Source organism: Achromobacter xylosoxidans, from assembly GCF_002192695.1.
Lineage (GTDB): Bacteria > Pseudomonadota > Gammaproteobacteria > Burkholderiales > Burkholderiaceae_B > Achromobacter > Achromobacter xylosoxidans_C.
The window spans coordinates 44,049-66,814 of sequence record NZ_MTLG01000083.1 but is presented as its reverse complement, the minus strand read 5'-3'; the positions used below and the strand labels follow the sequence as shown (position 1 = coordinate 66,814).

At 67.9% G+C, this 22,766-nt stretch carries 22 protein-coding genes; 12 read left to right on the top strand and 10 right to left on the bottom strand.

The annotated features are described in order from the left end of the window. Positions 1 to 13 precede the first annotated feature (13 nt). The 3 genes from hpaH to BRO63_RS19540 are packed head-to-tail and all read right to left on the bottom strand — an operon-like array spanning position 14 to position 2,656. The gene (gene hpaH, locus BRO63_RS19550; RefSeq protein WP_088141393.1) at positions 14 to 817 is read right to left on the bottom strand and encodes a 2-oxo-hept-4-ene-1,7-dioate hydratase; all 804 of its coding nucleotides are present in this window, start codon (positions 815 to 817) and stop codon (positions 14 to 16) included. A 33-nt stretch (positions 818 to 850) separates the two neighbouring features. Next, positions 851 to 1,600, bottom strand: a complete 750-nt coding sequence (locus BRO63_RS19545) for a fumarylacetoacetate hydrolase family protein (protein ID WP_088141392.1) — start codon at positions 1,598 to 1,600, stop codon at positions 851 to 853. Between the two features lie 15 nt (positions 1,601 to 1,615). Next, positions 1,616 to 2,656: a fumarylacetoacetate hydrolase family protein gene (locus BRO63_RS19540; protein ID WP_088141391.1), complete on the bottom strand. Its 1,041-nt coding sequence runs from the start codon at positions 2,654 to 2,656 to the stop codon at positions 1,616 to 1,618. A gap of 201 nt (positions 2,657 to 2,857) precedes the next feature. Between BRO63_RS19540 and hpaE the strand changes: the two genes are divergently transcribed. Both hpaE and hpaD read left to right on the top strand, forming a co-directional pair. Continuing rightward, positions 2,858 to 4,324, top strand: coding sequence for a 5-carboxymethyl-2-hydroxymuconate semialdehyde dehydrogenase (gene hpaE, locus BRO63_RS19535; protein ID WP_088141390.1), 1,467 nt, complete (start codon positions 2,858 to 2,860; stop codon positions 4,322 to 4,324). Positions 4,325 to 4,362: 38 nt separating this feature from the next. Next, positions 4,363 to 5,214, top strand: a complete 852-nt coding sequence (hpaD, locus tag BRO63_RS19530; protein ID WP_088141389.1) for a 3,4-dihydroxyphenylacetate 2,3-dioxygenase — start codon at positions 4,363 to 4,365, stop codon at positions 5,212 to 5,214. Here hpaD and hpaR read toward each other — a convergent pair whose 3' ends face one another. Continuing rightward, positions 5,215 to 5,679 carry a homoprotocatechuate degradation operon regulator HpaR gene (gene hpaR / locus BRO63_RS19525; RefSeq protein WP_088141388.1) on the bottom strand — a complete coding sequence of 155 codons (465 nt, stop codon included), beginning with the start codon at positions 5,677 to 5,679 and terminating at the stop codon, positions 5,215 to 5,217. Positions 5,680 to 5,778: 99 nt separating this feature from the next. Further along, positions 5,779 to 6,414, bottom strand: coding sequence for a hypothetical protein (locus BRO63_RS19520; protein WP_088141387.1), 636 nt, complete (start codon positions 6,412 to 6,414; stop codon positions 5,779 to 5,781). Between the two features lie 423 nt (positions 6,415 to 6,837). Between BRO63_RS19520 and radA the strand changes: the two genes are divergently transcribed. The 3 genes from radA (at position 6,838) to BRO63_RS19505 (ending at position 9,474) form a co-directional block, all read left to right on the top strand. Next, complete coding sequence (gene radA / locus BRO63_RS19515) at positions 6,838 to 8,199, top strand: DNA repair protein RadA (protein ID WP_088141386.1); 1,362 nt, start codon at positions 6,838 to 6,840, stop codon at positions 8,197 to 8,199. Positions 8,200 to 8,276: 77 nt separating this feature from the next. Further along, a complete protein-coding gene (locus BRO63_RS19510) occupies positions 8,277 to 9,056 on the top strand; it encodes a sulfite exporter TauE/SafE family protein (RefSeq protein ID WP_088141385.1) in 780 nt (259 codons plus the stop codon). Between the two features lie 178 nt (positions 9,057 to 9,234). Beyond that, positions 9,235 to 9,474, top strand: a complete 240-nt coding sequence (locus tag BRO63_RS19505) for a hypothetical protein (protein WP_088141384.1) — start codon at positions 9,235 to 9,237, stop codon at positions 9,472 to 9,474. A 147-nt stretch (positions 9,475 to 9,621) separates the two neighbouring features. Here BRO63_RS19505 and BRO63_RS19500 read toward each other — a convergent pair whose 3' ends face one another. The 3 genes from BRO63_RS19500 to BRO63_RS19490 all read right to left on the bottom strand — a co-directional run bounded on the left by BRO63_RS19500 (position 9,622) and on the right by BRO63_RS19490 (position 12,756). Further along, complete coding sequence (locus tag BRO63_RS19500; RefSeq protein WP_088141383.1) at positions 9,622 to 10,578, bottom strand: 2-hydroxyacid dehydrogenase; 957 nt, start codon at positions 10,576 to 10,578, stop codon at positions 9,622 to 9,624. Positions 10,579 to 10,681: 103 nt separating this feature from the next. Further along, positions 10,682 to 11,668: a Bug family tripartite tricarboxylate transporter substrate binding protein gene (locus BRO63_RS19495; RefSeq protein WP_088141382.1), complete on the bottom strand. Its 987-nt coding sequence runs from the start codon at positions 11,666 to 11,668 to the stop codon at positions 10,682 to 10,684. Positions 11,669 to 11,742: 74 nt separating this feature from the next. Beyond that, a complete protein-coding gene (locus BRO63_RS19490; RefSeq protein WP_088141487.1) occupies positions 11,743 to 12,756 on the bottom strand; it encodes a Bug family tripartite tricarboxylate transporter substrate binding protein in 1,014 nt (337 codons plus the stop codon). A 224-nt stretch (positions 12,757 to 12,980) separates the two neighbouring features. On the opposite strand from BRO63_RS19490, the gene BRO63_RS19485 reads away from it, so the two are divergent. From BRO63_RS19485 to garL, 6 genes are all read left to right on the top strand, one after another. Then, a complete protein-coding gene (locus BRO63_RS19485) occupies positions 12,981 to 13,910 on the top strand; it encodes a dihydrodipicolinate synthase family protein (RefSeq protein ID WP_088141381.1) in 930 nt (309 codons plus the stop codon). Between the two features lie 80 nt (positions 13,911 to 13,990). Continuing rightward, positions 13,991 to 14,764 (top strand): FadR/GntR family transcriptional regulator, encoded by a 774-nt coding sequence (locus tag BRO63_RS19480; RefSeq protein WP_088141380.1) that lies wholly within the window; start codon positions 13,991 to 13,993, stop codon positions 14,762 to 14,764. Between the two features lie 49 nt (positions 14,765 to 14,813). Then, a complete protein-coding gene (locus BRO63_RS19475; protein ID WP_088141379.1) occupies positions 14,814 to 15,920 on the top strand; it encodes an Ldh family oxidoreductase in 1,107 nt (368 codons plus the stop codon). 47 nt (positions 15,921 to 15,967) lie between these two features. Continuing rightward, positions 15,968 to 17,713, top strand: a complete 1,746-nt coding sequence (gene araD, locus BRO63_RS19470; RefSeq protein ID WP_088141378.1) for an L-arabinonate dehydratase — start codon at positions 15,968 to 15,970, stop codon at positions 17,711 to 17,713. Positions 17,714 to 17,760: 47 nt separating this feature from the next. Then, positions 17,761 to 18,756 carry a Bug family tripartite tricarboxylate transporter substrate binding protein gene (locus BRO63_RS19465; protein WP_088141377.1) on the top strand — a complete coding sequence of 332 codons (996 nt, stop codon included), beginning with the start codon at positions 17,761 to 17,763 and terminating at the stop codon, positions 18,754 to 18,756. 61 nt (positions 18,757 to 18,817) lie between these two features. Beyond that, the gene (gene garL / locus BRO63_RS19460) at positions 18,818 to 19,585 is read left to right on the top strand and encodes a 2-dehydro-3-deoxyglucarate aldolase (RefSeq protein WP_041655817.1); all 768 of its coding nucleotides are present in this window, start codon (positions 18,818 to 18,820) and stop codon (positions 19,583 to 19,585) included. Positions 19,586 to 19,591: 6 nt separating this feature from the next. Here garL and lysA read toward each other — a convergent pair whose 3' ends face one another. Beyond that, positions 19,592 to 20,827, bottom strand: coding sequence for a diaminopimelate decarboxylase (gene lysA / locus BRO63_RS19455; RefSeq protein ID WP_088141376.1), 1,236 nt, complete (start codon positions 20,825 to 20,827; stop codon positions 19,592 to 19,594). A gap of 116 nt (positions 20,828 to 20,943) precedes the next feature. Between lysA and BRO63_RS19450 the strand changes: the two genes are divergently transcribed. Then, positions 20,944 to 21,897 (top strand): LysR family transcriptional regulator, encoded by a 954-nt coding sequence (locus BRO63_RS19450; protein ID WP_088141486.1) that lies wholly within the window; start codon positions 20,944 to 20,946, stop codon positions 21,895 to 21,897. On the opposite strand, the gene BRO63_RS19445 is transcribed toward BRO63_RS19450, so the two are convergent. Then, positions 21,855 to 22,754 carry a catalase gene (locus BRO63_RS19445; RefSeq protein WP_088141375.1) on the bottom strand — a complete coding sequence of 300 codons (900 nt, stop codon included), beginning with the start codon at positions 22,752 to 22,754 and terminating at the stop codon, positions 21,855 to 21,857. The genes BRO63_RS19450 and BRO63_RS19445 overlap by 43 nt on opposite strands. Positions 22,755 to 22,766: the final 12 nt, after the last annotated feature.

The window sequence follows — 22,766 nt, the reverse complement described above, 5'->3', positions numbered from 1 at the left end:
GATGGTGGCGCGGTCAGATGAAGTGGCAGTTGACGGAACCCAGCACGCCGTAATCGACGTTGAAGGTATCGCCAGGGCGGGCCAGCACCGGCCGGGTGAAGGAACCCGACAGGATGATCTCTCCCGCCTCCAGCGCCACGTCGTGGGCGGCCAGCTTGTTCGCCAGCCATACTACGCCATTGGCGGGATGGTTCAAGACGCCGGCGGCCACGCCGGTTTCCTCGATGACGGCGTTGCGCGACAGGATGGCGCCGATCCAGCGCAGGTCCAGCTCGCCGATCTTCACCGGCCGTCCGCCCATCACCACGCCGGCGTTGGCGGCATTGTCGGCGATGGTGTCGAAGACCTTGCGCGGGCGCTTGCTGTCGGGGTCGATGCTGTGCGAGCGCGCGTCGATGATTTCCAGCGCCGGGATCACGTAGTCGACCGCGTCATAGACCTGGAACAGCGTGACGTTGGGGCCTTGCAGGCGCTTGCCCAGCACGAAGGCCAGTTCGACTTCCAGCCGCGGCAGGATGAAGCGGCCCGCGGGTATGTCCGCGCCGTCGTTGAAGAACATATCGTCCAGCAGCATGCCGAAGTCGGGCTCGTCGATCTGCGAGGCCTGCTGCATGGCACGCGAGGTCAGGCCGATCTTGTGTCCGCGCTTGACCCGGCCCTCGGCCAGCTTGATGTCCATCCAGGCGCGCTGGATGGCGTAGGCGTCGGCGATCGTGATGTCGGGATACTCGAGCGAAATCTGGCGGATCTGCTGGCGGGTGCGTTCGGCTTCATGCAGGCGCGCGGCGATGGCGCGCACGGTGTCGTTGTCTAGCATCGGGGTTCCAGGTGTGATGGAGTTGAAGTGGAGTCAGTCGGGGCAGGGGACCAGCGTGTTGACCAGCCGCCCCACGCCTTCGATTTCGGTCACGACTTCGTCGCCGGGCTGCACGTTGACGATGCCGTCGGGCGTGCCCGTCAGGATCAGGTCGCCGGGCGAGAGCGTCATGAAGCTGCTGAAGTACTCGATCAGCGCGGGCACGTCGAACACCATGTCGCGGGTATTGCCGCGCTGCGTCTCCACGCCGTTGACGGTGGTGCGCAGGTTCAGGTTCATGGGGTCCGGCACGTCGTCGCGGTCCACCAGCCAGGGGCCGAGCGGCGTGCAGGTGTCGCGGCTTTTGACGCGCAGGTTGGGGCGGTACCAGTTTTCCAGGTAGTCGCGCAGCGCGTAGTCGTTGGCCACGGTGTAGCCGGCCACGCAGTCATAGGCCTGGGCGCGGCTGACCTTGCGGGCGGTCTTGCCTATCACCACCGCCAGTTCGCATTCGTAGTGCATGAAGGCGACGTCGGCGGGGCGCAAGGTCCGGGCGCGGTGGCCGACAAAGGTGTTGGCGGCCTTGAGGAAACCCAGCGGTTCGTCGGGCGCCTTGAACGCCAGTTCCTTGGCGTGGTCGGCATAGTTGATGGCCAGCGTGAAAGTGGTGCGCGGCTCGAACGGCGGCAGCCATTGCACCGCGTCTTCGGCGTACACGCGTCCGTCGGCCAGGCGGACCTGGCCGGGACCGGCTTTGGTGGCGGCATGGATGACGCCGTCCAGGGAGATGCGGGCATGTTTCATGGCGGGTTCCTGTGCTTAGCGGGCGGCGGCCAGCGCATTGCCCAGCGTGCCGACGCGGGAAATGCTGATGTCGAAGCGCTGTCCGGCACGGGCTTGCGGCGCGCCGTGGGGGGCGCCGACCAGCAGGATGTCGCCCGCTTCCAGCGTCATGAACTGGGTGACGTCGGCGATCAGCCGCGCCACGGGGCGGATCAGGTCGGCGGTGCTGGCGCGCTGCGCCACCTGGCCGTCGATGCGCACTTCGATGTCCAGCGCGTCTGGGTCGCCGACCGCGGCCGCGGGGGCGAGATCCAGGCCGATGGGGCAGAAACCGTCGCGGCATTTCTGCTTGAGCGCGGGGCGGAAGTAACTGGCATGCGGCACGGACAGGTCGGCCACCACGCGGTAGCCCGCTACGTAGTTGAGCGCCTCGGCTTCGCTCACGCGGGTGGCGCGGCGGGCGAACACCACGCCCAGGCAGGCGCCCACTTCGACCTCGTCCACGTCGGCGGGCAGGGTGATCACGTCGCCATGGCGCGCATAGGTGTTGGCCGGCTTGATGTAGAGCACGGGCGCCTTGGGGGCGGCCTTGTATGGAGGGGCGTCCACGGCCTCGCCCAGCGCGGCCAACGCCTGGCGCGTGTTGAGCGCCGCGCCCACCACGGTCCGCGGCCACGGCGCGGCCGCGGCGGCTGCGCGCGCGGCTAGGTGTTCGCGGTAGTTGTTGAGCTTGTAGTTCAGCACCGGGTCGGCTTCCTCGATCTGCATCGAGATGCCCAGCGGGCGCGCCGCCATCTGCGGCGCCAGCGCGGCGCTCAGCGCCTGGAACACCCGTTCACCGAGCGCGGCCTTCTGTTCGGCGTTGCGGCCGTGGCCGATGCGCAGCACCACATGGACGAAGGCGTTGTCGGGATGGCCGTCGACGATCAGGCAGTCGTCCACCCGCAGCGCGCGGGTGCGCGCGCCGGCCAGCGGGAACAGGCTGCCGTCGCCCACGGCGGCGTCCTGCACGGTCCGCATCAGGGCCTGCGTATCCAGGGCCAGATTGCCCGAGTATTCGATCCAGATATGGGGCATGGCCTTGCTCCACCGAATGTAATTATCATGTTAACTATATTAATGAAAATCCGGGATTGCGACAATCCGCCAGCAGGCCATGAGGCTTGCCCAGGCCTGGGGGTTTCCCGACGTTGACAGTCCGGTCGGGCAAGCATAACGTTAACCTGTTAATTATATTTGCGCCGCAGCATCCGGCGCGGACCGGACGAGGAGCCTCGCGTGAGCATCAAGCACTGGATCAACGGCAAGCAGGTCGACAGCAGCGACCGCTTCATCACCAGCAACCCGGCCACGGGCGAGGCCATCGCCGAGGTCGCCGCAGGCGGCCAGGCCGAGGTCGACGCCGCCGTGGCGGCCGCGGCCGCGGCCTTTCCCAAGTGGGCCAACACGCCCGCCAAGGAACGCGCCCGTTTGATGCGCCGGCTGGGCGAACTCATAGACCAGAACGTGCCGCAGCTGGCCGAACTGGAAACCCGCGACACCGGGCTGCCGATCTCGCAGACCCGCAAGCAGCTGATCCCGCGCGCATCGGAGAATTTCAACTTCTTCGCCGAGGTCTGCACGCGCATGAACGGCCACACCTATCCGGTGGACGACCAGATGCTGAACTACACGCTGTACCAGCCGGTGGGCGTGTGCGCGCTGGTGTCGCCCTGGAACGTGCCGTTCATGACCGCCACCTGGAAGACCGCGCCGTGCCTGGCGCTGGGCAACACCGCGGTGCTGAAGATGTCCGAGCTTTCGCCGCTGACGGCGGACCAGTTGGGCATGCTGGCGCTGGAGGCCGGCATTCCGGCCGGTGTGCTGAACGTGGTGCAGGGCTACGGCGCCACCGCTGGCGATGCGCTGGTGCGCCACCCTGGCGTGCGCGCGATTTCCTTCACGGGCGGCACCGTGACGGGCAAGAAGATTCTGGCCAGCGCCGGCGGCGTCAAGAAATATTCGATGGAACTGGGCGGCAAATCGCCCGTGCTGATCTTCGACGACGCGGATGTGGAGCGGGCGCTGGACGCGGCGCTCTTCACCATCTTTTCGCTCAACGGCGAGCGCTGCACCGCGGGTTCGCGCATCTTCATCCAGCAATCCATCTATGACGATTTCGTGCGCAGGTTTGCCGAGCGTGCGCAGCGCCTGGCCGTGGGCGACCCCACCGATGACAATACCCATGTGGGCGCGATGATCACGCGCCAGCACTGGGAAAAGGTCACGGGCTACATCCGCCTGGCCGAGCAGGAAGGCGCGCGCCTACTCGCGGGCGGCGCGGACCGGCCCGCCGGCTTGCCGGCCCATCTGGCGGGCGGCAATTTCGTCAGCCCCACGGTGCTGGCCGACGTCGACAACCGCATGCGCTGCGCGCAGGAAGAAATCTTCGGACCGGTCGCCTGCCTGCTGCCGTTCAAGGACGAGGCCGAAGGCCTGGCGCTGGCCAACGACGTGAAGTATGGCCTGGCCTCCTACATCTGGACCCGCGACATCGGCCGGGCGCACCGCCTGGCCCGCGGCATCGAAGCCGGCATGGTGTTCATCAATAGCCAGAACGTGCGCGACCTGCGCCAGCCCTTCGGCGGCACCAAGGAATCGGGCACGGGACGCGAAGGCGGCGAATACAGTTACGAAGTCTTTGCCGAGATCAAGAACGTGTGCGTGTCCATGGGCAGCCACCACATCCCCCGGTGGGGCGTCTGAATCCGGCCCGGATCCACAAAAACGAGGAGACTAGCATCATGGGCAAGCTCGCGCTGGCGGCCAAGGTAACGCATGTGCCGTCCATGTATCTTTCGGAACTGCCTGGCAAGCACCAGGGCTGCAGGGAGGCCGCGATCCAGGGGCACCGCGTCATTGGCCAGCGTTGCCGCGACCTGGACGTGGACAGCATCGTGGTGCTGGACGTGCACTGGCTGGTCAACGGCGGCTATCACGTGAACTGCAACAGCGGCTTCAAGGGCCGCTACACCAGCAACGAGCTGCCGCATTTCATCAAGGACATGGACTACGCCTATCGCGGCAATCCGCAGCTGGGACGCCGCATCGCCGAATGCGCCAACGCGGCGGGCGTGGGTACGCGCTCGCACGAGATCGACAGCCTGGAGCTGGAGTACGGCACCTTGGTGCCGATGCGCTACATGAATGGCGACGGGCGCTTCAACGTGGTGTCGGTAGCCGCCTGGTGCGCCTGGCATTCGCTGGACGAAAGCCGCCGCTTCGGGGCGGCGCTGCGCCAGGCCATCGAGGCCAGCGACGGCCGCGTGGCGGTGCTGGCCAGCGGTTCGCTGTCGCACCGCTTCAACGACAACGGCAGCCCCGAGGCCGCCATGCACCAGATCAGCCGCGAATTCTTCCGGCAGGTGGACTTGCGCGTGGTGGAGTTGTGGCGCCAGGGCGACTGGAAGACCTTCTGCGCCATGCTGCCCGAATACGCCGACCTGTGCGTGGGCGAAGGCGGCATGCACGACACCGCGATGCTGCTGGGCCTCTTGGGCTGGGACGGCTACGACCAGCCGGTGGAGATCGTGACCGACTACTTCGCCAGTTCCGGCACGGGACAGATCAACGCGATCTTCCCGGTGCCGGCCTGATCATTCGTCTTCGGAGGCGCGCGGGTCGGCGGGCTCGCGCTTGATCAGTTCGACCATGGTGTCGACGTCGCGGTACAGGCGGTCCAGCAATTCCTTGCCGATACGGGCTTCGATTTCCTGGTACTTCGCGTCCACTTGCGGACGCATGCGGTCGATCAGCTTGTTGCTCTTGGGTGTCAGCGAAATTTCCTGGCGCCGCTGATCGGCGCTGGAGCGTGTGCGCTTGATCAGGCCCTGTTCCTGCATGCCCGCCAGCATGCGGGTGAGGCTGGGGCTGAGAATCTGGCAGGTGCGGGCGATCTGGTTGGGTTCCATGGAGCCCACCTCGCTCAGCGTGCGCAGCACCCGCCATTGTTGTTCGGTGACGCCCGCGGCATGCAGGATGGGGCGGAAGTGCGCCATCAGCGTTTCGCGCGCGTAGAGCAGCAGATGGGGAAGATTGCGGTGGTGGAAGCTCGGACTCATGGCGGCTATGTTAGCAAGAAGCCGGGCCGCGCCGCAGCGAAATCGGACACGCCCGCGCATTGGTCCGCGCGGGGCGCGGGTCCGATGCGCAGGCGGCGTTCAGGAGGGGATCTGTTGAGCCAGTTCCTGCAGGTCGTCGGGCAGGGTCAGGTCGGGCGCGGCTTGCTGCAATTCGCGCAGCGCCTGCACGGCCTCTTCCTGTTGTTCCTCGCGCACCAGCGCCCGGATGTGCGTCACGCGGGCTTCGATGTCCTGGTCGCTGAGGGTGGGCGTTTCGGGCGCGGCGGGTTCGGCGGCCGGCTGTTCAGCGGGCGCGGCTTCCTGAGCGGCGGGGGCGGCTTCCTGGGCAGGAGCGGCTTGCGGCACCTCTTCCTGGGGCGGCGCGGTCACGCGTTCGGTGACGGGCGCGACCTGTTCGGCCGGCGCTTGCGCAGGCGTGGACAGCAGCGCGGGCGCGCGTTCCGAGCTTGTCCCTATTTCGTGGGGGGTGATGACAGGCGTGTTCTGCTCGGCAAAGTCCTGGGCTTCGCGCATCTCGGTCCAGGCGAACAGGCCGAAAACCATGGCCGCGCAAGCGGCAGCGCCCCAGGCGGGGTGCCAGCTATGGCCGGGATGCCAACGTCTGCGCACCGCCGCGTCCAATTCGGGACTGGTGCCGGATCCGTGCCGGCGATACAAGGCGCGCAGATCCCGTTCATCGTCTTCGTCGAAAGGGGGGCGGTAGGTAATGCTCATGCGCGTACTCCTCGCGCATGCGCCTGGTGGCAAGGCGCATCCGCGTCTGGCCTTTGCGCACGCCGCGCCGGTGGTCCGGCGGTCTCGTCGTGGCTCGGGTCCTGTTCCGGTTTAGGCGGCTTCCTGGAAAGCCGCGGGTGATTGCGCCGCGATTCCCGCAGCCGCGCCCGAGGGCGTGTCGCTGCAGGTATGCCGCCTTGGGCCGGGCGGTTCGTCAATGCGCTGCACTTGATGATTATGCGCGATTTGGAGAAATCCGCCAGAGAATTTCTTGAGTTTGCATCATGTAACTTCAGCTCGTCCCTGTTTTTGAAAGCAGAATGACAGATAGCTGCACCATCGTGGGGCGCACGGGGATGAAAGCGCGCGTTCGCGCCCGCCTGGCGCGCGCCGTCGCCCTGGCTTGCCGGTACACTTTCGCGCATGGCCAAATCCCGAACCGTATACGTGTGCGCCGATTGCGGCGGCACCACCCCGAAGTGGCAGGGCAAATGCCCGCATTGCAACGCCTGGAACACGCTGGAAGAAACCGTGGAGTCGTCGGCGCCGGCCGCCGCCTCTCACCGCTATGCGCCGCTGGCGGCCGCCAGCCCGGTGCGCAGCCTGTCTGAAATCGAAGCCCGTGAAACGCCGCGCCAGCCTACCGGGCTGGAAGAGTTCGACCGCGTGCTGGGCGGCGGCCTGGTGGCCGGCGCCGTGGTGCTGATCGGCGGCGACCCGGGCATCGGCAAGTCCACCTTGCTGCTGCAAGCGCTGGCCTCGCTGTCCGAAGTCACCAACGTGCTGTACGTCACGGGCGAGGAATCCGCCGAGCAGGTGGCCCTGCGCGCGCGCCGCCTGGGCTTGCAGACGGGCAACGTCAACCTGTTGGCCGAGATCCGGCTGGAGTCGATCCAGGCGGCGGTGTCGGAGCAGAAGCCCACCGTCGCCGTGATCGACTCGATCCAGACCTTGTACAGCGGCGAGCTGAGCGCCGCGCCGGGTTCGGTCTCGCAAGTGCGCGAATGCGCGGCGCAGCTCACGCGCCTGGCCAAGCAGACGGGCATCGCCATCGTCATGATCGGCCACGTCACCAAGGACGGCGCGCTGGCTGGGCCGCGGGTGCTGGAGCACATCGTGGACACGGTGCTGTATTTCGAGGGCGACACGCATTCTTCGTTCCGCCTGGTGCGGGCCTTCAAGAACCGCTTCGGCGCGGTCAACGAGCTGGGCGTCTTCGCCATGACGGACCGCGGGCTGCGCGGCGTGGCCAATCCGTCCGCGCTGTTCCTGTCGCAGCACGAACAGCAGGTCGCCGGGTCCTGCGTGATGGCCACGCAGGAGGGCACGCGTCCGCTGCTGGTGGAGATCCAGGCGCTGGTGGATAGTTCGCACGCGCCCAACCCGCGCCGGCTGACGGTGGGCCTGGAGGGCAACCGCCTGGCGATGCTGCTGGCCGTGCTGCACCGGCACGCCGGCGTGTCCACCTTCGACCAGGACGTGTTCGTCAACGCGGTGGGCGGCGTGCGCATCACCGAACCCGCGGCCGACCTGCCGGTGCTGCTGGCCATCATGTCCTCGCTGCGCGACAAGCCGCTGCCGCGCGGCCTGATCGCTTTCGGCGAGGTCGGCCTGGCGGGCGAGATCCGGCCCGCGCCGCGCGGACAGGAACGCCTGCGCGAAGCAGCCAAGCTGGGCTTTTCGATTGCGCTGATCCCCAAGGCCAACGCGCCGCGCCAGCCCATCGAAGGGCTGGAGATCTGGGCGGTGGACCGGCTGGACGCCGCGCTGGACAAGTTGCGCTGAGGCCGGGGCCTGCGGCGGTTTCATATCCGTATTCTGATTGCCCGGCCTGCCACAGGACGGGCCTGCTGGAGCAAGAAGTGAGTCTGTTAGTTATCGCCGCGTGCCTGGCCGCGGGCGGCCTGATCGGTTTCATGGGCGGCGTGCTGGGCATCGGAGGCGGCCTGATCGCGATTCCCGCGCTGGTGCTGTTGATGGGCATGTCGCAGCAGCTGGCGCAGGGCACGGCGCTCATCATGGTGCTGCCCACCATCATGATGGCGGTGCGCAAGTACAACCAGCAGACCCGCATCGACAAGCGCGTGGCGCTGGCGGGCGCCGCCGGCGCCGTGGTGTTCACCTGGGTCGGCGCGCAGCTGGCGCTGGGCATAGACTCCGGCGTCCTGCGCCGCAGCTTCGCCGTGTTCCTGTTCTTCATTGCGCTGTTCTATGTGTGGCAGACCTGGCGCGCCTCGCGTCCCGCCGCCGCGCGCAAGCCGGCGGCCAAGGGCGATGCCCCGGTCTTCACGCCGCGCCGGGCCAGCGTGCTGGGCATCCTGTGCGGCACGCTGGGCGGTTTCTTCGGCGTGGGCGGCGCGGTGCTGGCCGTGCCCATCATCACCTCCGTGTTCAGGCTGCCGCAGACCACGGCGCAAGCGCTGGCGCTGAGCATGGTGATTCCGGGCTCTTTCATCGCGTTGATCACCTACTCCTGGGCGGGACAGGCGGATTGGCTGGTCGGCGCGCCGCTGGCGATAGGCAGCCTGCTGTTCGTGCCGGTGGGCGTGAAGCTGGCGTACCGCCTGCCTGAACGCAAGCTGAGAGCCTGCTTCGCGCTGATGCTGTTCGCCACGGTGGCGCTGCTGGCGTTCGAGAGCTGAACCGTCCGCGCCATATTTCGAAGCGTTAGCGACCGCAATTTTCTGGTTCCGCGCTGAACCTTCTGCGCGGGCCGGGTTCAAACGGGAACGGGTTAGGGCGCTGTACAGGCCCTAGAGGCGATGTTGCCGCCCCGTGTCGGAAAGGCCTGCGGGCCTTTCACATTCAGGAGTTCATGAAATGACGACTCACTCCCGTATTGCTGCGTTCCTCTCCACCTCGGCCCTGTGCCTCGGTCTTGCCGCCGCGCCTTCGGCGTTTGCGGCGGGCGCCGACGCCACGTCCAAGGCGGGGGAATCCAAGACCCAGGCGCAGCACAAGCATCACAAGTCCGACAAGACCTCCGCCAAGCCGGCGGCTGCCAAATCGGGCGGGGCCGCGAAGACGGATCATTCCGGCGCAGCGGCACCGGCGAAGTAAGCACTGAGGGCCTTATGGCCTGGTAGTTCCTTTGCGCAAACGACTTCCGATTCCCGCGGGGGCCGGAAAGTCGAAAGCCTCTCGGTATGGGCGCCGAGAGGCTTTTTCTTTGGCGCGCCGCGGCTGCGGCCGCGGCGCAGGGCGGCCTTATTCCGCCGGCGTGATCACGCGGCCGGTTTCGAAGAACGCCTGCAGGTTTTCCAGCATCAGGTTCTCCATGGCGACGCGCGTTTCCAGCGTGGCGCTGCCGATGTGCGGCAGCAGCACGGCGCGGTCGGTCTTGAGCAGCGCCTCGGGCACCTTGGGCTCGTGCTCGAACACGTCGAGCGCGGCGCAGCCCAGCTTGCCGGCTTCCAGCGCGGCGACCAGCGCGGTCTCGTCGATGACGGGGCCGCGCGCGATGTTGACGATGATGCCCGTGGGGCCGAGCGCTTCCAGCACGTCGCGGTTGACCAGATGGCGCGTGCTGGCGCCGCCGACGGTGGCCACGATGAGGAAGTCGGCCCACTTGGCCAGGTCGGTGAGCGAGGCCTCGTAGCCGTATTCCACGTCATCGCGCTTGCGGCGGTTGTGGTAGCGCACGTCCATGTCGAAACCCATGCCGCGGCGGGCGATGGCCTCGCCGATGCGGCCCAGGCCGACGATGCCGAGCTTCTTGCCGCTGACGCGCTGGCCCAGCGGGATGCCGCCATGCACCTGGCCCCACTGGCCCGCGCGCACGAAGCGTTCTCCCTGGCCCATGTGGCGCGCGCCGGCGATCAGGAGGCCCCACGCGAGGTCGGCGACGCAATCGGTCAGCACGTCAGGCGTATTGCTGACCTGCACGCCGCGCTGCTTGGCGGCCTGGACGTCGATGGTCTCGTAGCCCACGCCCCAGCTGCAGATGGCCTTGAGGTCGGGCAGGGCGTTGATGAGTTCGGCGTTGGCGCCGTAAGTCGCGGACGTGACGACGGCGGTGACGCCCTTGCCGTGCTCGGCCAGCGCCGCCTTGCGGTCCGGGTACTTCCATAGTTCGACGACGTCGTAGCGGTCCGCGAGCGTCTTGTTGGCGTAGGGGGAACCGGCCAGCGAGCCGACCTGGATGATGCGATGCTTGGTGGTCATGTTGTCGTACAGGTGGGTGGCAAAACGTTGATGCTACTTGATCCGGCCTTGATCCAGGCTGACAGGATGCCCGCCAGGGGCATCCCGCGTCCTGATCCCGGCCTTACTCGAGCTGGATGTTGGCTTTCTGGATGACGTCCTTCCAGCGCTTGACCTCGGCCTGTTGGAACGCCGTGAACTGCTGCGGCGTGTTGGCGACTACCTCGAATCCCAGGCCCTGCAGGGTCTTCTCGGTCTGGGGATCGCGCAGCGCGGTCTGCAAGGCCTTGGACAGTTGCTGGACGATGGGCGCGGGCGTGCCCTTGGGCACGGCAAAGCCTTGCCAGGAGTACACCACCATGTCCTTGATGCCGGCTTCGGCCAGCGTGGGCACGTCCGGCAGGTCGGCGGCGCGGGCGTCGCCGGTGATGGCCAGCGCCTTGAGCTTGCCGGCCTTGATGTGGGTCTGGACCGCGCCCAGGTTCTGGAACGACACGTTGACCTGCCCGCCGATCAGGTCGGCGATGGCCGCGCCGCCGCCGCGGTAGGGCACGTCCACGCCCGTGCTCTGGGTGCGCTGGCGGAACAGCACGGCGGACAGGTGGTCCGACGAGCCCGTGCCCGACGAGGCATAGGACACCTTGCCCGGATTCTTCTTCGCATACTCGATCAGTTCGGCGACGGTGCTGGCCGGAAACGCGGGCGCGGCCACCAGCACGTTGGGATTGCGCACGGCCTGCGTCAGGTACTCGAAGTCCTTGCTGGGGTTGTACGACAGGTTCTTGTACAGCGCCTCGTTGATGGCGAAGGTGCCGATGGAGCCGACCATCATGGTGTAGCCGTCGGGCGTGGAGCGGGCCAGCGCCTGCGCGCCGATGGCGCTGTTGGCGCCCGGCTTGTTCTCGACCACGAAGGTCTGCCCCAGGATTTTCGTCAGCCCCGGCGTAACCGAGCGCGCGGTGATGTCGGAGGAGCCGCCCGGCACGAAGGGCACGATCATCGTCACGGGTTTGTCGGGATAGCCGGCAGCCTGCGCCGCGGGCATCCCGGGCAGCACGGCGCCTGCGGCGACGGCGGCTGCGACGGCCGCGGCGCTCATCAGTTTGTTCATGGTGTCTCCTGGTTCGCGTGCTGATGGAGAGCCCGCCGCCCACGCGTTGCGGACGGGCCCGGATCGGCTTGGGGTCAGTCGACCTTGGCGCCGGATTTCTTCACGACCTCCGCCCATTTGGCGGATTCCTGCGCCATGAACTGTTTGAACTGGGCCGGCGTGTTGCCGGACGGCGTGGCGCCCTGCGCCTGCAGCTGGGCGCGCACGGACTCCAGCTTGAGGGCGGCGGCCACGTCGCGCTGGATCTTGTCGACCACCGCCTGCGGCGTGCCGGCGGGCGCCAGCAGGCCGAACCAGCTGGACGCGTCATAGCCCTGCACGCCGGCCTCGGCCATGGTGGGCACGTCGGGCAGGGCGGGCGAGCGCTGGGCGCTGGTGACGGCCAGCGGGCGCAACTTGCCGCTCTTGAGGAATCCCATGGAGGACGGCAGATTGTCGAAGATCAGGTCGGCGGAACCGGCCATCACGTCGGTCAGCGCGGGGCTGCTGCCCTTGTAGGGCACGTGGGTCATGCGCGTGCCCGTCATGTTCTGGAACAGCTCGCCCGACAGATGCGTGGAAGTGCCGTTGCCGGTGGATGCCATGTTGACGCTGCCCGGATTGGCCTTCAGGTACTTGATCAGGTCGGCCACCGTGCGGATGCCGTGCTTGTCGGCAAAGGCGGGGTTGAGCTCCAGGATGTTGGGCACGGGAATCACCAGCGTCACCGGCACGAAGTCCTTGACCGGGTCGTAGGGCAGCTTGGCGTAGACGGACTGGTTGATCGCATGCGTGCTGACCGTGCCCATCAGCAGCGTGTAGCCGTCCGGCGCGGCCCGGGCGGCTTCGGCCGTGCCGACGTTGCCGCCGGCGCCCGCCTTGTTGTCCACCACCACGGCCTTGTTCCAGGTCTTGCCGAGTTCGGCGGCGACGATGCGGGCCGCGATGTCGGTGGTGCCGCCGGCCGGGAAGGGCACGATGATCTTGACGTCGCGCTCGGGGTAGTCGGCCAGCGCCGGCGCGGCCGGCGACAGGAAGGCCGCCGCCGCCAGGGCGGCGCTGCAAAGGACGGCCAGGGCGGACCGGCCTCGCGCAGGGGCTGCATGCATGGAATTCGTCTCCTCGGTGTGCGCGTGGCCGCGCATCGTTTCTGGGGGTATTCCGCCCCTGGCATGGCCCGAGGCTTTGAAGCCGCATGGCGCCCCGCGGCGCCCTGCGTTTTGCTGCCTGACTACTTGTAAAACAAATATAGGTATTGAGCTTGAGGTTGTCAACCAAGTATACTTTTTCGAACTTACCCACCCGATAGCTGGATCAGCCAGGAGCCCCGCCCATGAAAACCTCCCCGGTCACCGCGCAGGACTTGCAGCGTTCGGTCATCGCGGTGCCGCCGCTGGCGCGCCACGACGATCTTTCCCTGAACGAGGCGGCCAACAAGGCCCTGCTCGGCCATCTGGAAGCGGGCGGCGTGCGCAACGTGATGTATGGCGGCAACGCCAACTTCTACAACGTGGGCGTGGGCGAATACGCCCGCATCGTCGACATGCTGGCCGGCCTGGCGGGCGCGGACACCTGGATCCTGCCTTCGGTGGGGCCCGACTACGGCAAGATGATGGACCAGGCGGCGATCCTGCGTACGCGCGCGTTTCCCACGGCCATGCTGCTGCCCATGTCCTTTCCCTACACGGACGCGGGCCTGGCCGAGGGCGTGCGCCGCTTCACGGACGCGCTGGGCAAGCCCGCGGTGATCTACATCAAGTCCTCCGGCTACCTGGCGCCGGAAAGCGCCGCGCGCCTGATCGAAGAGGGCCGCATCGTGGCGTTCAAGTACGCCGTCGTGCGCGACGATCCGTCGCAGGACGCCTACCTGTCGTCGCTGCTGCGGGCGGTGGATCCGCGCTGGATCGTCAGCGGCATCGGCGAGCGTCCGGCCATCGTGCACTACCGCGATTTTGGCCTGAAGAGCTTTACTTCCGGCTCGGTCTGCGTGGCGCCGCGAGGCTCGATGCGCCTGTTGCATTTGCTGCGCGACGGCCGCCATGACGAAGCCGAGGCCGTGCGCCAGCACTACCTGGGCCTGGAAGACTGCCGCGACAGCATCAGCCCCATCCGCGTGCTGCACGATGCGGTGACGCTGTCGGGCGTGGCGGACATGGGGCCGATGCTGCCCCTGCTGACCGGCATCTCCGTCGCCGAGCGCGAGCGCGTGGCGCCGGTGGCGCGCGCCCTGGCGGCCTGGGATCGGGAGGCCGCCGTCGCGTGAGCGCGCTGGCGCCGCGCATTGACGGTACGATGAGCGCTGTCCCGCCGTCGCGGACTGCGCCATAGCATCGAGGAGGTTTCGTGGCCCGACCCAAAGCAACACCCGCGCCTGCGCCGCAGGCGGCCGCCGAACACGATGCCGCGGGCGCGCTGGTGCTCGAACGCGGGCACCGGGTGCGGCTGGCGGATCAGCTGTACGGCCAGATCTTCGAGCAGATCGTCTCCGGCGGGCTGAACGTGGGCGACAAGCTGCCTTCCGAGAACGAGATCTCCGAACGCTTCGGCGTGTCGCGTCCGGTGGTGCGCGAAGCGCTGCTGCGCCTGCGCGCCGACGGCCTGATCACCGCGCACCAGGGGCTGGGTACCTTCGTCAGCCATGCGCCCGCGCCGCGCCTGAAGACCTTCAACGATGTGCAGAACGTCAGCGCCTATCTGCGGGCCCAGGAGGTCCGGGTGGCGCTGGAGGGTGACGCCGCGCGCCTGGCGGCGCTGCGCCGCACCGATGAGCAGCTCAGGAAGATCGCCGATGCGCATGCGGCCTTCGCCGACAGCCTGGCGCGCGGCCAGGTGTCGGCCGAGGCCGACCTGGCCTTCCATGCCAGCATCGCCGAAGCCAGCGGCAACGACTTCTATCTGGGCGTGCTGGAAAGCATCCACGAATCCATCAGCGGCTTCATGCGGCTGACCTTGAACCTGACCCGCACCGGCTCGCGCCAGCGCGCGCAGCGCGTGGTCGACGAGCACGCCGCGATCCTCGACGCCATCCGCGAACAGGACAGCGAGCGCGCCCGCGTCGCCATGCAGTTCCATCTGGGCCAGGCCCGTCACCGGCTGGTGGATCGCGAGCGCGATTGATCCCTTCCGTCTGCCCGCCGCGATCAAACCAAAACCACAGGAGACCAGAGTGCAAGGGAATATCGCGGTGCAAGCGCCGGTGGAGCAGGTCCGCGAGCAGATCCTGCAGGTGCTGATGGCCTGGGGCATGGCGCAGGACCTGGCGCACGTCACGGCCGGGCTGATGGCGCGCACCGACCTGTTGGGCGTCGATTCGCACGGCATTTCCATGCTGCCGGCCTACGAGGACAAGCTGCGCGCCGGCACGCTGCGGCTGGACGCCAGGCCGCGGGTCCTGCGCGACGGCGGCGCCAGCGCGTTGATCGACGGCATGGGTGGCCTGGGCTATCCGGTGGCGGCGCAGGCCATGAACCTGGCGGTGGACAAGGCTTTGGAGCATGGCGTGGGCGCCGTGTCGGTCTGCAACTCGCATCACTTCGGCGCGGCCGGCGTCTATGCGCGCATCGCGGTCGAGCGCGGCGTGGTCGGGCTGGTGACCAGCAGCGCCAACGGCGTCATCATGGTGCCCACGCGCGGCGCCATGCCCATGCTGGGCACCAACCCCATCGCCTTCGGCGCGCCGGCCGCCTATAACGAGCCCTTTGTGCTGGACATGGCGACCACCACCGTCGCGGCCAACAAGGTCAAGGTCTACGACTTCCTGGACCAGCCGCTGCCGCCGGGCTGGGCCGTGGACGGGCAGGGCGGCGCGGTCACCGATGCGGCTGCCGCCATGCAATTCATCTTCAAGCATCCGGAGGGCGGCCTGACGCCCTTGGGCGGCACCGCCGCCATGAGCAGCCACAAGGGCTATGGCCTGGCGATGATGGCGCAGATCCTGGGCGGCACGCTCAGCGGCAGCGCCTTCGCCGCGCGCCGCGCGCCGACCCGCCGCCCGGGCGAACCCGACGACGTCGGCCATTTCTTCCTGGCCTTGAACCCTGACGCCTTCCGCGCGGCGGGCTCGTTCGAGTCCGACATGGATGACATGATCGACGCCATGCACGACACGCCGCCCGCCAACCCGGACGAACCGGTGCTGGTGGCGGGCGAACCCGAAGCCGCCGAGCGCGCGCGCCGGCTGCGCGAGGGCATCCCCATATCCGCCGCGCTGGCCGAACGCCTGCGCGCGATCTGCGAGCGCGCCGGCACGCCCTATCTGCTGGACCCGGCGTGATTCCGTTTTCCCTATAGACCCTTGCCCAAGAGCACAGGAACAGAGACATGAGCGATTCAACCAAGCGCAAGAAACCCGAGGAACTGCGCAGCCACCGCTGGTACGGCGTGCGCGACCTGCGCTCGTTCGGCCACCGTTCGCGCACCGCGCAGATGGGCTATCACCGCTCGGACTACGCCGGCAAGCCGGTCATCGCCATCATCAACACCTGGAGCGACATCAACCCCTGCCACAGCCACTTCAAGCAGCGCGTGGAAGAGGTCAAGCGCGGCATCTGGCAGGCAGGCGGCTTCCCGGTGGAAATGCCCGCCATGAGCCTGTCCGAACCCTTCCAGAAACCCACCACCATGCTCTATCGCAACCTGCTGGCGATGGAGACCGAAGAGCTGCTGCGCTCCTACCCCGCGGACGGCTGTGTGCTGATGGGCGGCTGCGACAAGACCACGCCGGCGCTGCTGATGGGCGCGGTGTCGATGGACCTGCCCACCATCTTCATGCCGGCCGGCCCCATGCTGCGCGGCAACTGGAACGGCAACACGCTGGGCTCGGGCTCGGACACCTGGAAGTACTGGGCCGAGCTGCGCGCCGGCAACATCACCGAGGAAGACTGGCAGGGCGTGGAGGACGGCATCGCCCGCTCGCCCGGCCACTGCATGACCATGGGCACCGCGTCCACCATGACGGGCGCGGTCGAGGCGCTGGGCCTGTGCCTGTCGGGCGCTTCGTCGATCCCCGCGCCGGATTCGCGCCACGCGCAGATGGCCAGCCTGACCGGCAAGCGCATCGTGGAAATGGTGTGGGAAGACCTGAAGCCGTCGGACCTGCTGACCGCCGCGTCCTTCGACAACGCCGTGCGCACGGTGCTGGCGCTGTCCGGTTCGACCAATTCGGTGGTGCACCTGATCGCCATGGCGCGGCGCAGCGGCTTCGGCCTGGACCTGGACCGCTTCGACCATCTGGCGCGCACCACGCCGGTGCTGGCCAATCTGCGGCCGGCCGGCAAGTACCTGATGGAAGACTTCTATTACGCCGGCGGCCTGCGCGCCATGCTGGTGCAGCTGGGCGAGCTGCTGGATACGACGCAGCGCACGGTGGACGGCCGCACGCTGGGCGAGAACATCGCCGGGGCGCGCATCTTCAATGAAGACGTGATCCGGCCGCGCGCGCAGGCGCTGATCGAGCGCGACGGGCTGGCGGTGCTGCGCGGCAACCTGGCGCCCGACGGCGCGGTGATCAAGCCGCCCGCGATGGAGGCGCAGTTGCAGGTGCACACGGGCCGCGCGGTGGTCTTCAAGGACTACAACGACATGGCCGCGCGCATCGACGATCCCGACCTGGACGTGGATGCCGACAGCGTCATCGTGTTGCAGAACGCGGGGCCGCAGGGCGCGCCCGGCATGCCGGAATGGGGCCAGCTGCCGATTCCGCAGAAGCTCCTGAAGCAGGGCGTGCGCGACATGGTGCGGATTTCGGATGCGCGCATGAGCGGCACCAGCTATGGCGCCTGTGTGCTGCACGTGGCGCCCGAGGCCTATGTGGGCGGCCCGCTGGCGCTGGTGCGGGACGGCGATCGCATCACGCTGGATGTGCCGGCGCGGCGCCTGGAACTGCTGGTGTCCGACGAAGAGCTGGCCGCGCGCCGCGCCGCCTGGCAGGCGCCGCCGCCGCGTTTCGAGCGCGGCTACGGCGTGCTGTACCTCAAGCACATCGGCCAGGCCGACACGGGCTGCGATTTCGATTTTCTTCAGACCGAAACGCGCGCTCCGGCCGCGGGCGAGCCTGAAATCCACTGACCCGGGCACCGGGCGCACATACTAAAAAACCCACGGAGGAGACAACCATGCAACAGAAAAAACCGGCGGCGCGCGCACGCCTGGCCGTCCTGGCGGCCGCGGGGACGCTGGCCATCCTGCCAGGCGCGCTGATGGCGCAGGGCGCGGCCTGGCCCGCCAAGCAGATCAAGCTGGTCGTGCCGTTTCCGGCCGGCGGCAGCACCGACTCGGTGGGCCGCCTGCTGGCGGCAGAGCTGTCCAAGGAGCTGGGCCAGACCGTGGTGGTCGAGAACAAGGGCGGGGCCAACGGCAATATCGGCTCGGACATGGTGGCCAAGGCCGAGCCTGACGGCTACACGCTGCTGCTGTCGGGCGTGGGCTCCAACGCCATCAGCTACGCGGTCTACCAGAACATGCCGTACCGCAACAGCGACTTCGCGCATGTGTCGTTGCTGGCGACCGGTCCCAATGTGCTGGTGGCCAACAACGATTTCCCGGGCAAGACCTTCGCGGACTTCATCAAGCTGGTGCGCGAGAACCCGGGCAAGTACACGCACGCGAGTTCGGGCAGCGGTTCCTCCGGCCACCTGGCCATGGAAATGCTGGAGCAGGACGCCAAGATCGACCTGGTGCACGTGCCCTACAAGGGCGGCGCGGCCGCCATCACCGACATGATCGGGGGCCGCGTGCAGGTGATGTTCCTGAACCAAGACACGCTGCTGCCGCAGGTCACTTCGGGCAAGCTGCGCGCCTTGGCCGTGGCCAGCGCCAAGCGCAATCCCGCCTATCCCGATACGCCGACGGTGGCGGAATCAGGCTATCCGGGTTTTTCGGCCGAGTCCTGGTTTGGCCTGTCGGCGCCGGCCAAGACGCCGCCCGCCGTGATCCAGCGCCTGAACCAGGCGACGGTGAAGGCGCTATCCTCGCCCGAGATCCGGCAGAAGCTGGAGAGCGTGGGTTTCGTGGTGGTGGCGGACGACCCGAAGTCGTTCTCGGCGTTCGTGGATAACGAGATCGCGAAGTGGGGCAAGGCGGCCAAGGCTTCGGGCGCGAAGATGGATTGAATGCAGGGCCGGGCCTGAGGCCCGGCCGAACATGATTTTTCTCTATGAAGTGAAGACGGCAATGAACTCACCCCTACCCAACCGTTTCCGGCAACGCATCCTGGCACGCGAACGGCTCATCGGATTCTGGATGTGCATGTCCAGCCACATCACGGCCGAGCTCGTGGGGCTGGCCAATTTCGACTGGCTGCTGCTGGACGGCGAGCACTCGCCCAACGAGGTGCCGATGTTCCTGCAGCAGCTGCAGGCCCTGCAGGGCAGCGCCAGCGCCGCCGTGGGCCGGCCGTCGTGGAATGATCCGGTGGAGATCAAGCGGCTGCTGGATATCGGCTTCTACAACCTGCTGATTCCGTTCATCGAATCCGAAGAGGACGCGCGCCGGGCCGTGGCCGCCACGCGGTATCCGCCGCAAGGCATGCGCGGCGTGGCGGGCGCGCAGCGCAGCAACCGCTACGGCACGGTGCCGGACTACCTGCACACCATCAACGACAACATCTGCGTGCTGCTGCAGATAGAAAGCCGCCCCGGCATAGACGCGGTGGACGAGATCGCCTCCGTGGAAGGGGTGGACGGCGTGTTCATCGGGCCGTCCGACCTGGCCGCGGCGCTGGGCCATATCGGCAACCCGGGCCATCCCGAAGTCCAGGAGGCCATCCGCCACCTGTACCAGCGGGTGTCGGCCCAGGGCAAGGCCGTGGGCATCCTGGCGCCCGTGCATGCGGACGCGCGGCGCTATCTGGACATGGGCATGCACTTCGTGGCGGTGGGCACCGACCTGGGCGTGTTCAAGCAGGCGACCTTTGCCTTGCGCGAGGCGTTTCCGACCTGATGATGCTCAGGCGTCTTCCAGCGCCAGCAGCTCGCTGACCGTCTGGCGGCGGCGGATCAGGCGGGCCTTGCCCTGGTCCAGCAGCACTTCCGGCGCCAGCGGGCGGCTGTTGTAGTTCGAGGACATCGACGAGCCATAGGCGCCCGCGTCGTGGAATACCAGGAAATCGCCGATGCGCGGCTGCGGCAGCAACTGGTCCGACACGACGCCGCCGGCATCCTGGGTGAACACGTCGCCCGATTCGCACAGCGGGCCGGCCACGGCAATGCGCGTTTCGGCCGTGCCTTGCGGCCGGCTGCCGTCGGGCGCGTGCACCGAGATCTGGTGGTAGCTGCCGTACATGGCCGGACGCATCAGGTCGTTGAAACCGGCGTCGACCAGCGCGAAGTCGCGTTCCGGGCGGCGGTTGATGGCATGCACTTCAGACACCAGCGCGCCGGCCTCGGCGACCAGGAAGCGGCCCGGTTCGATTTCCAGGCGGATCTCGTGGCCCAGGCGCTCGGCGATGCGCCGGCGCGCCGCGTCCCATTGTTCGAAGTAGTGGTCGCAGTCGATGCGGGCGTCGCCTTCGCGGTAGGGAATGGACAGGCCGCCGCCCGCGGAAATGGCTTCGATGTCGTGGTCCAGCGAGGCCACCACGTCGACCATGGCGTCGCACACGCTGGACAGGTGGGCGTAGTCCACGCCCGAGCCGATATGCATGTGGATTCCGACCAGTTTCAGGCCGTGGCGGCGCACGATGGCCATGGCTGCCGCCACGTCGCCGATCCAGATGCCGTGCTTGCTCTGCGGGCCGCCGGTATTGGTCTTGTTGCTATGGCCGTGGCCGAAGCCCGGGTTGATGCGCAGCCAGACGCGATGGCCGGGCGAGGCCTGGCCGACGCGCGCCAGCATGTCCAGCGAGCCCGCGTTGACCGTGATGCCGTGCTTGAGCACGGCGGCCAGCGTGGCGTGGTCGATCAGGTCCGCGGTGAAGACGATGCCTTCCGGTTCGCCCTGGGGCTGGAAGCCGGCGGCCAGGCTGCGTTCGATCTCGCCCAGCGAGACCGCATCCACCACGGCGCCCTCGGCGCGCATCAGGCGCAGGATGTGCAGGTTGGAGCAGGCCTTCTGCGCATAGCGGATGGTGTCGAAGCGGCGCAGTTGCGCGATGCGTTCACGGATGACGGCGGCGTCGTACACCCAGAGCGGCGTGCCGTGTTCGGCGGCGAGTTGGGTGAGTTGGCGCGGATCGAAGGCCATGGCGGGCGAAACCTTGTGGATGGAAGTGAAAACAAGGCGGCATGATGCCCGGCTTCGGTCATCCAGTAAAATGCTTATATTTCCTTTATCGATTCATTCCTGATATGGGTCAGGCCATGCTGACACACCGCCAGATCGAAGTCTTCCGCGCCGTCATGATCGCCGGCAGCGTGACCAAGGCGGCCGAGCTGCTGGGCTCGTCCCAGCCGACTGTCAGCCGCGAGCTGGCGCGCATGGAGCAGGGCATAGGCTTCACGCTGTTCGACCGGGTGGCGGGGCGGCTGCGGCCCACCATGCCGGGCCTGGCGCTGTTCGACGAGGTCCGCCAGTCCTATGCCGGCCTGGAGCGGGTGGCCTCGGCCGCCGCGCGCCTGCGGGCCTACAAGGGCGGGCAGCTGTCGGTGATTGCCTTGCCGGTCTTTTCCCATTCCATCCTGCCGGACGCGTTCCGGCGCTTCCATGAGCGCCATCCCGGCGTGAGCCTGGCGGTGGAAACGCAGGAGTCCCCCTTCCTGGAGGAATGGCTGAGCGCCCAGCGCTACGACCTGGGCCTGACCGAACACGACGCGGCGCCGGCCGGCACGCGCGTGGAGCTGCTGCTGCAGGTGGACGAGGTATGCGTGCTGCCCGATGGCCACGCGCTCTTGGGCAAACGGCGCATGGAACTGGCGGATTTCGAGGGGCATGCGTTCGTCAGCCTGTCTTCCAGCGATCCCTATCGCATCCAGATCGACGAAGCCTTCGCCGAAGCCGGGGTGCTGCGGCGGTCCATCGTCGAGACGACGACCGCCGTGTCGGTGTGCACCTTCGTGCGCCAGGGCCTGGGCCTGGCCATCGTGAATCCGCTGACGGCGCTGGATTTTGTCGGCCGGGGGCTGCATATCCGTCCCTTGGCGCGCTCGTTTCCGTTTCGGGTCAGCGTGGTGTTTCCCGAGCATCGGCCGGGCAATCCGCTGGTGGACGGGTTGATGGCGTCATTGCGCGAGGCGGCGGAGGCAGCCCGGAGCCGCCTGGCATCGGGCCTGGATCAGGAAATGCCGCGCAGTCGCCGCTCGGCCGCCAGCCGGTAGGCGCGCAAGCGCGCCTTCAGTAGCGGGTCGCCCGCGAACTCGATGCCGGCAGGCAGGATGGAAGGGTCGAACACCAGGGCGCGTTGCGCGTCCTGATCTGGCGCAATGCGTTCCAGCATCAGGTATCCCAGGAGCATCGAGCCACCGTGTCCGGTCCAGGCCGTGGACGGGTCGTCCGTCGCGCCTTGTTCCGGCGCCGGAGTGAACGCCAGTTCCAGCGCCACCGGGCCCGCCGCCATGGCGTGGCGCAAGGCCTCGTCCATACAGTTCCGACCGGTCAGGGCCTTGTGCGCACCGTCGGCGTTCCTGCCCCGGATCGTCAGCCTGCCGGTTCGCGTCCGGCCATCCGCGGCAGTCAGGCGGTAGGAATGAAGCATGTGATAGCTGCGCGAGGCGTAGCCCGTGGGCAGGGTGTCTTGTTGCAGTTGGCCGAAGCGTTGCGCCGACGCATTGGCCGCCAGGTGGGCTTGCAGCGCTTCGGGGGCCGTGCGCTGCGCGTTCAAGGCCTGTATGAAGGCAAGAAACGTCTGCGGGTCTTGCGCGGGGAAACCGTCGATCGAGTGGCCGACGAGCACCAACTGGGAATCCTGTCCGATGCGCACGGCCAGGCCGCGCGGTTCGGCTTGCGGACTGTCCTGGCGAATCCGCGGGTCGGGGCCGGAGTCTGAGAATCGGGCGAGGAGCGGCTGCTCCGCGTCGTTGAACATGGACGAAGCGCAAAATTGCGCTGCCTGGGGCACGCCGAGGAGCCTGCCTTCCACAAGTAGTCCGCGCGCGTGGTTGACGCGGCAGCCTGGCGGGACATCCGCGCCCGCATGGAGCGCGTCGATCAGCTTTGCGGCGATGGAATCCGGCATGGAAGTCTCCTT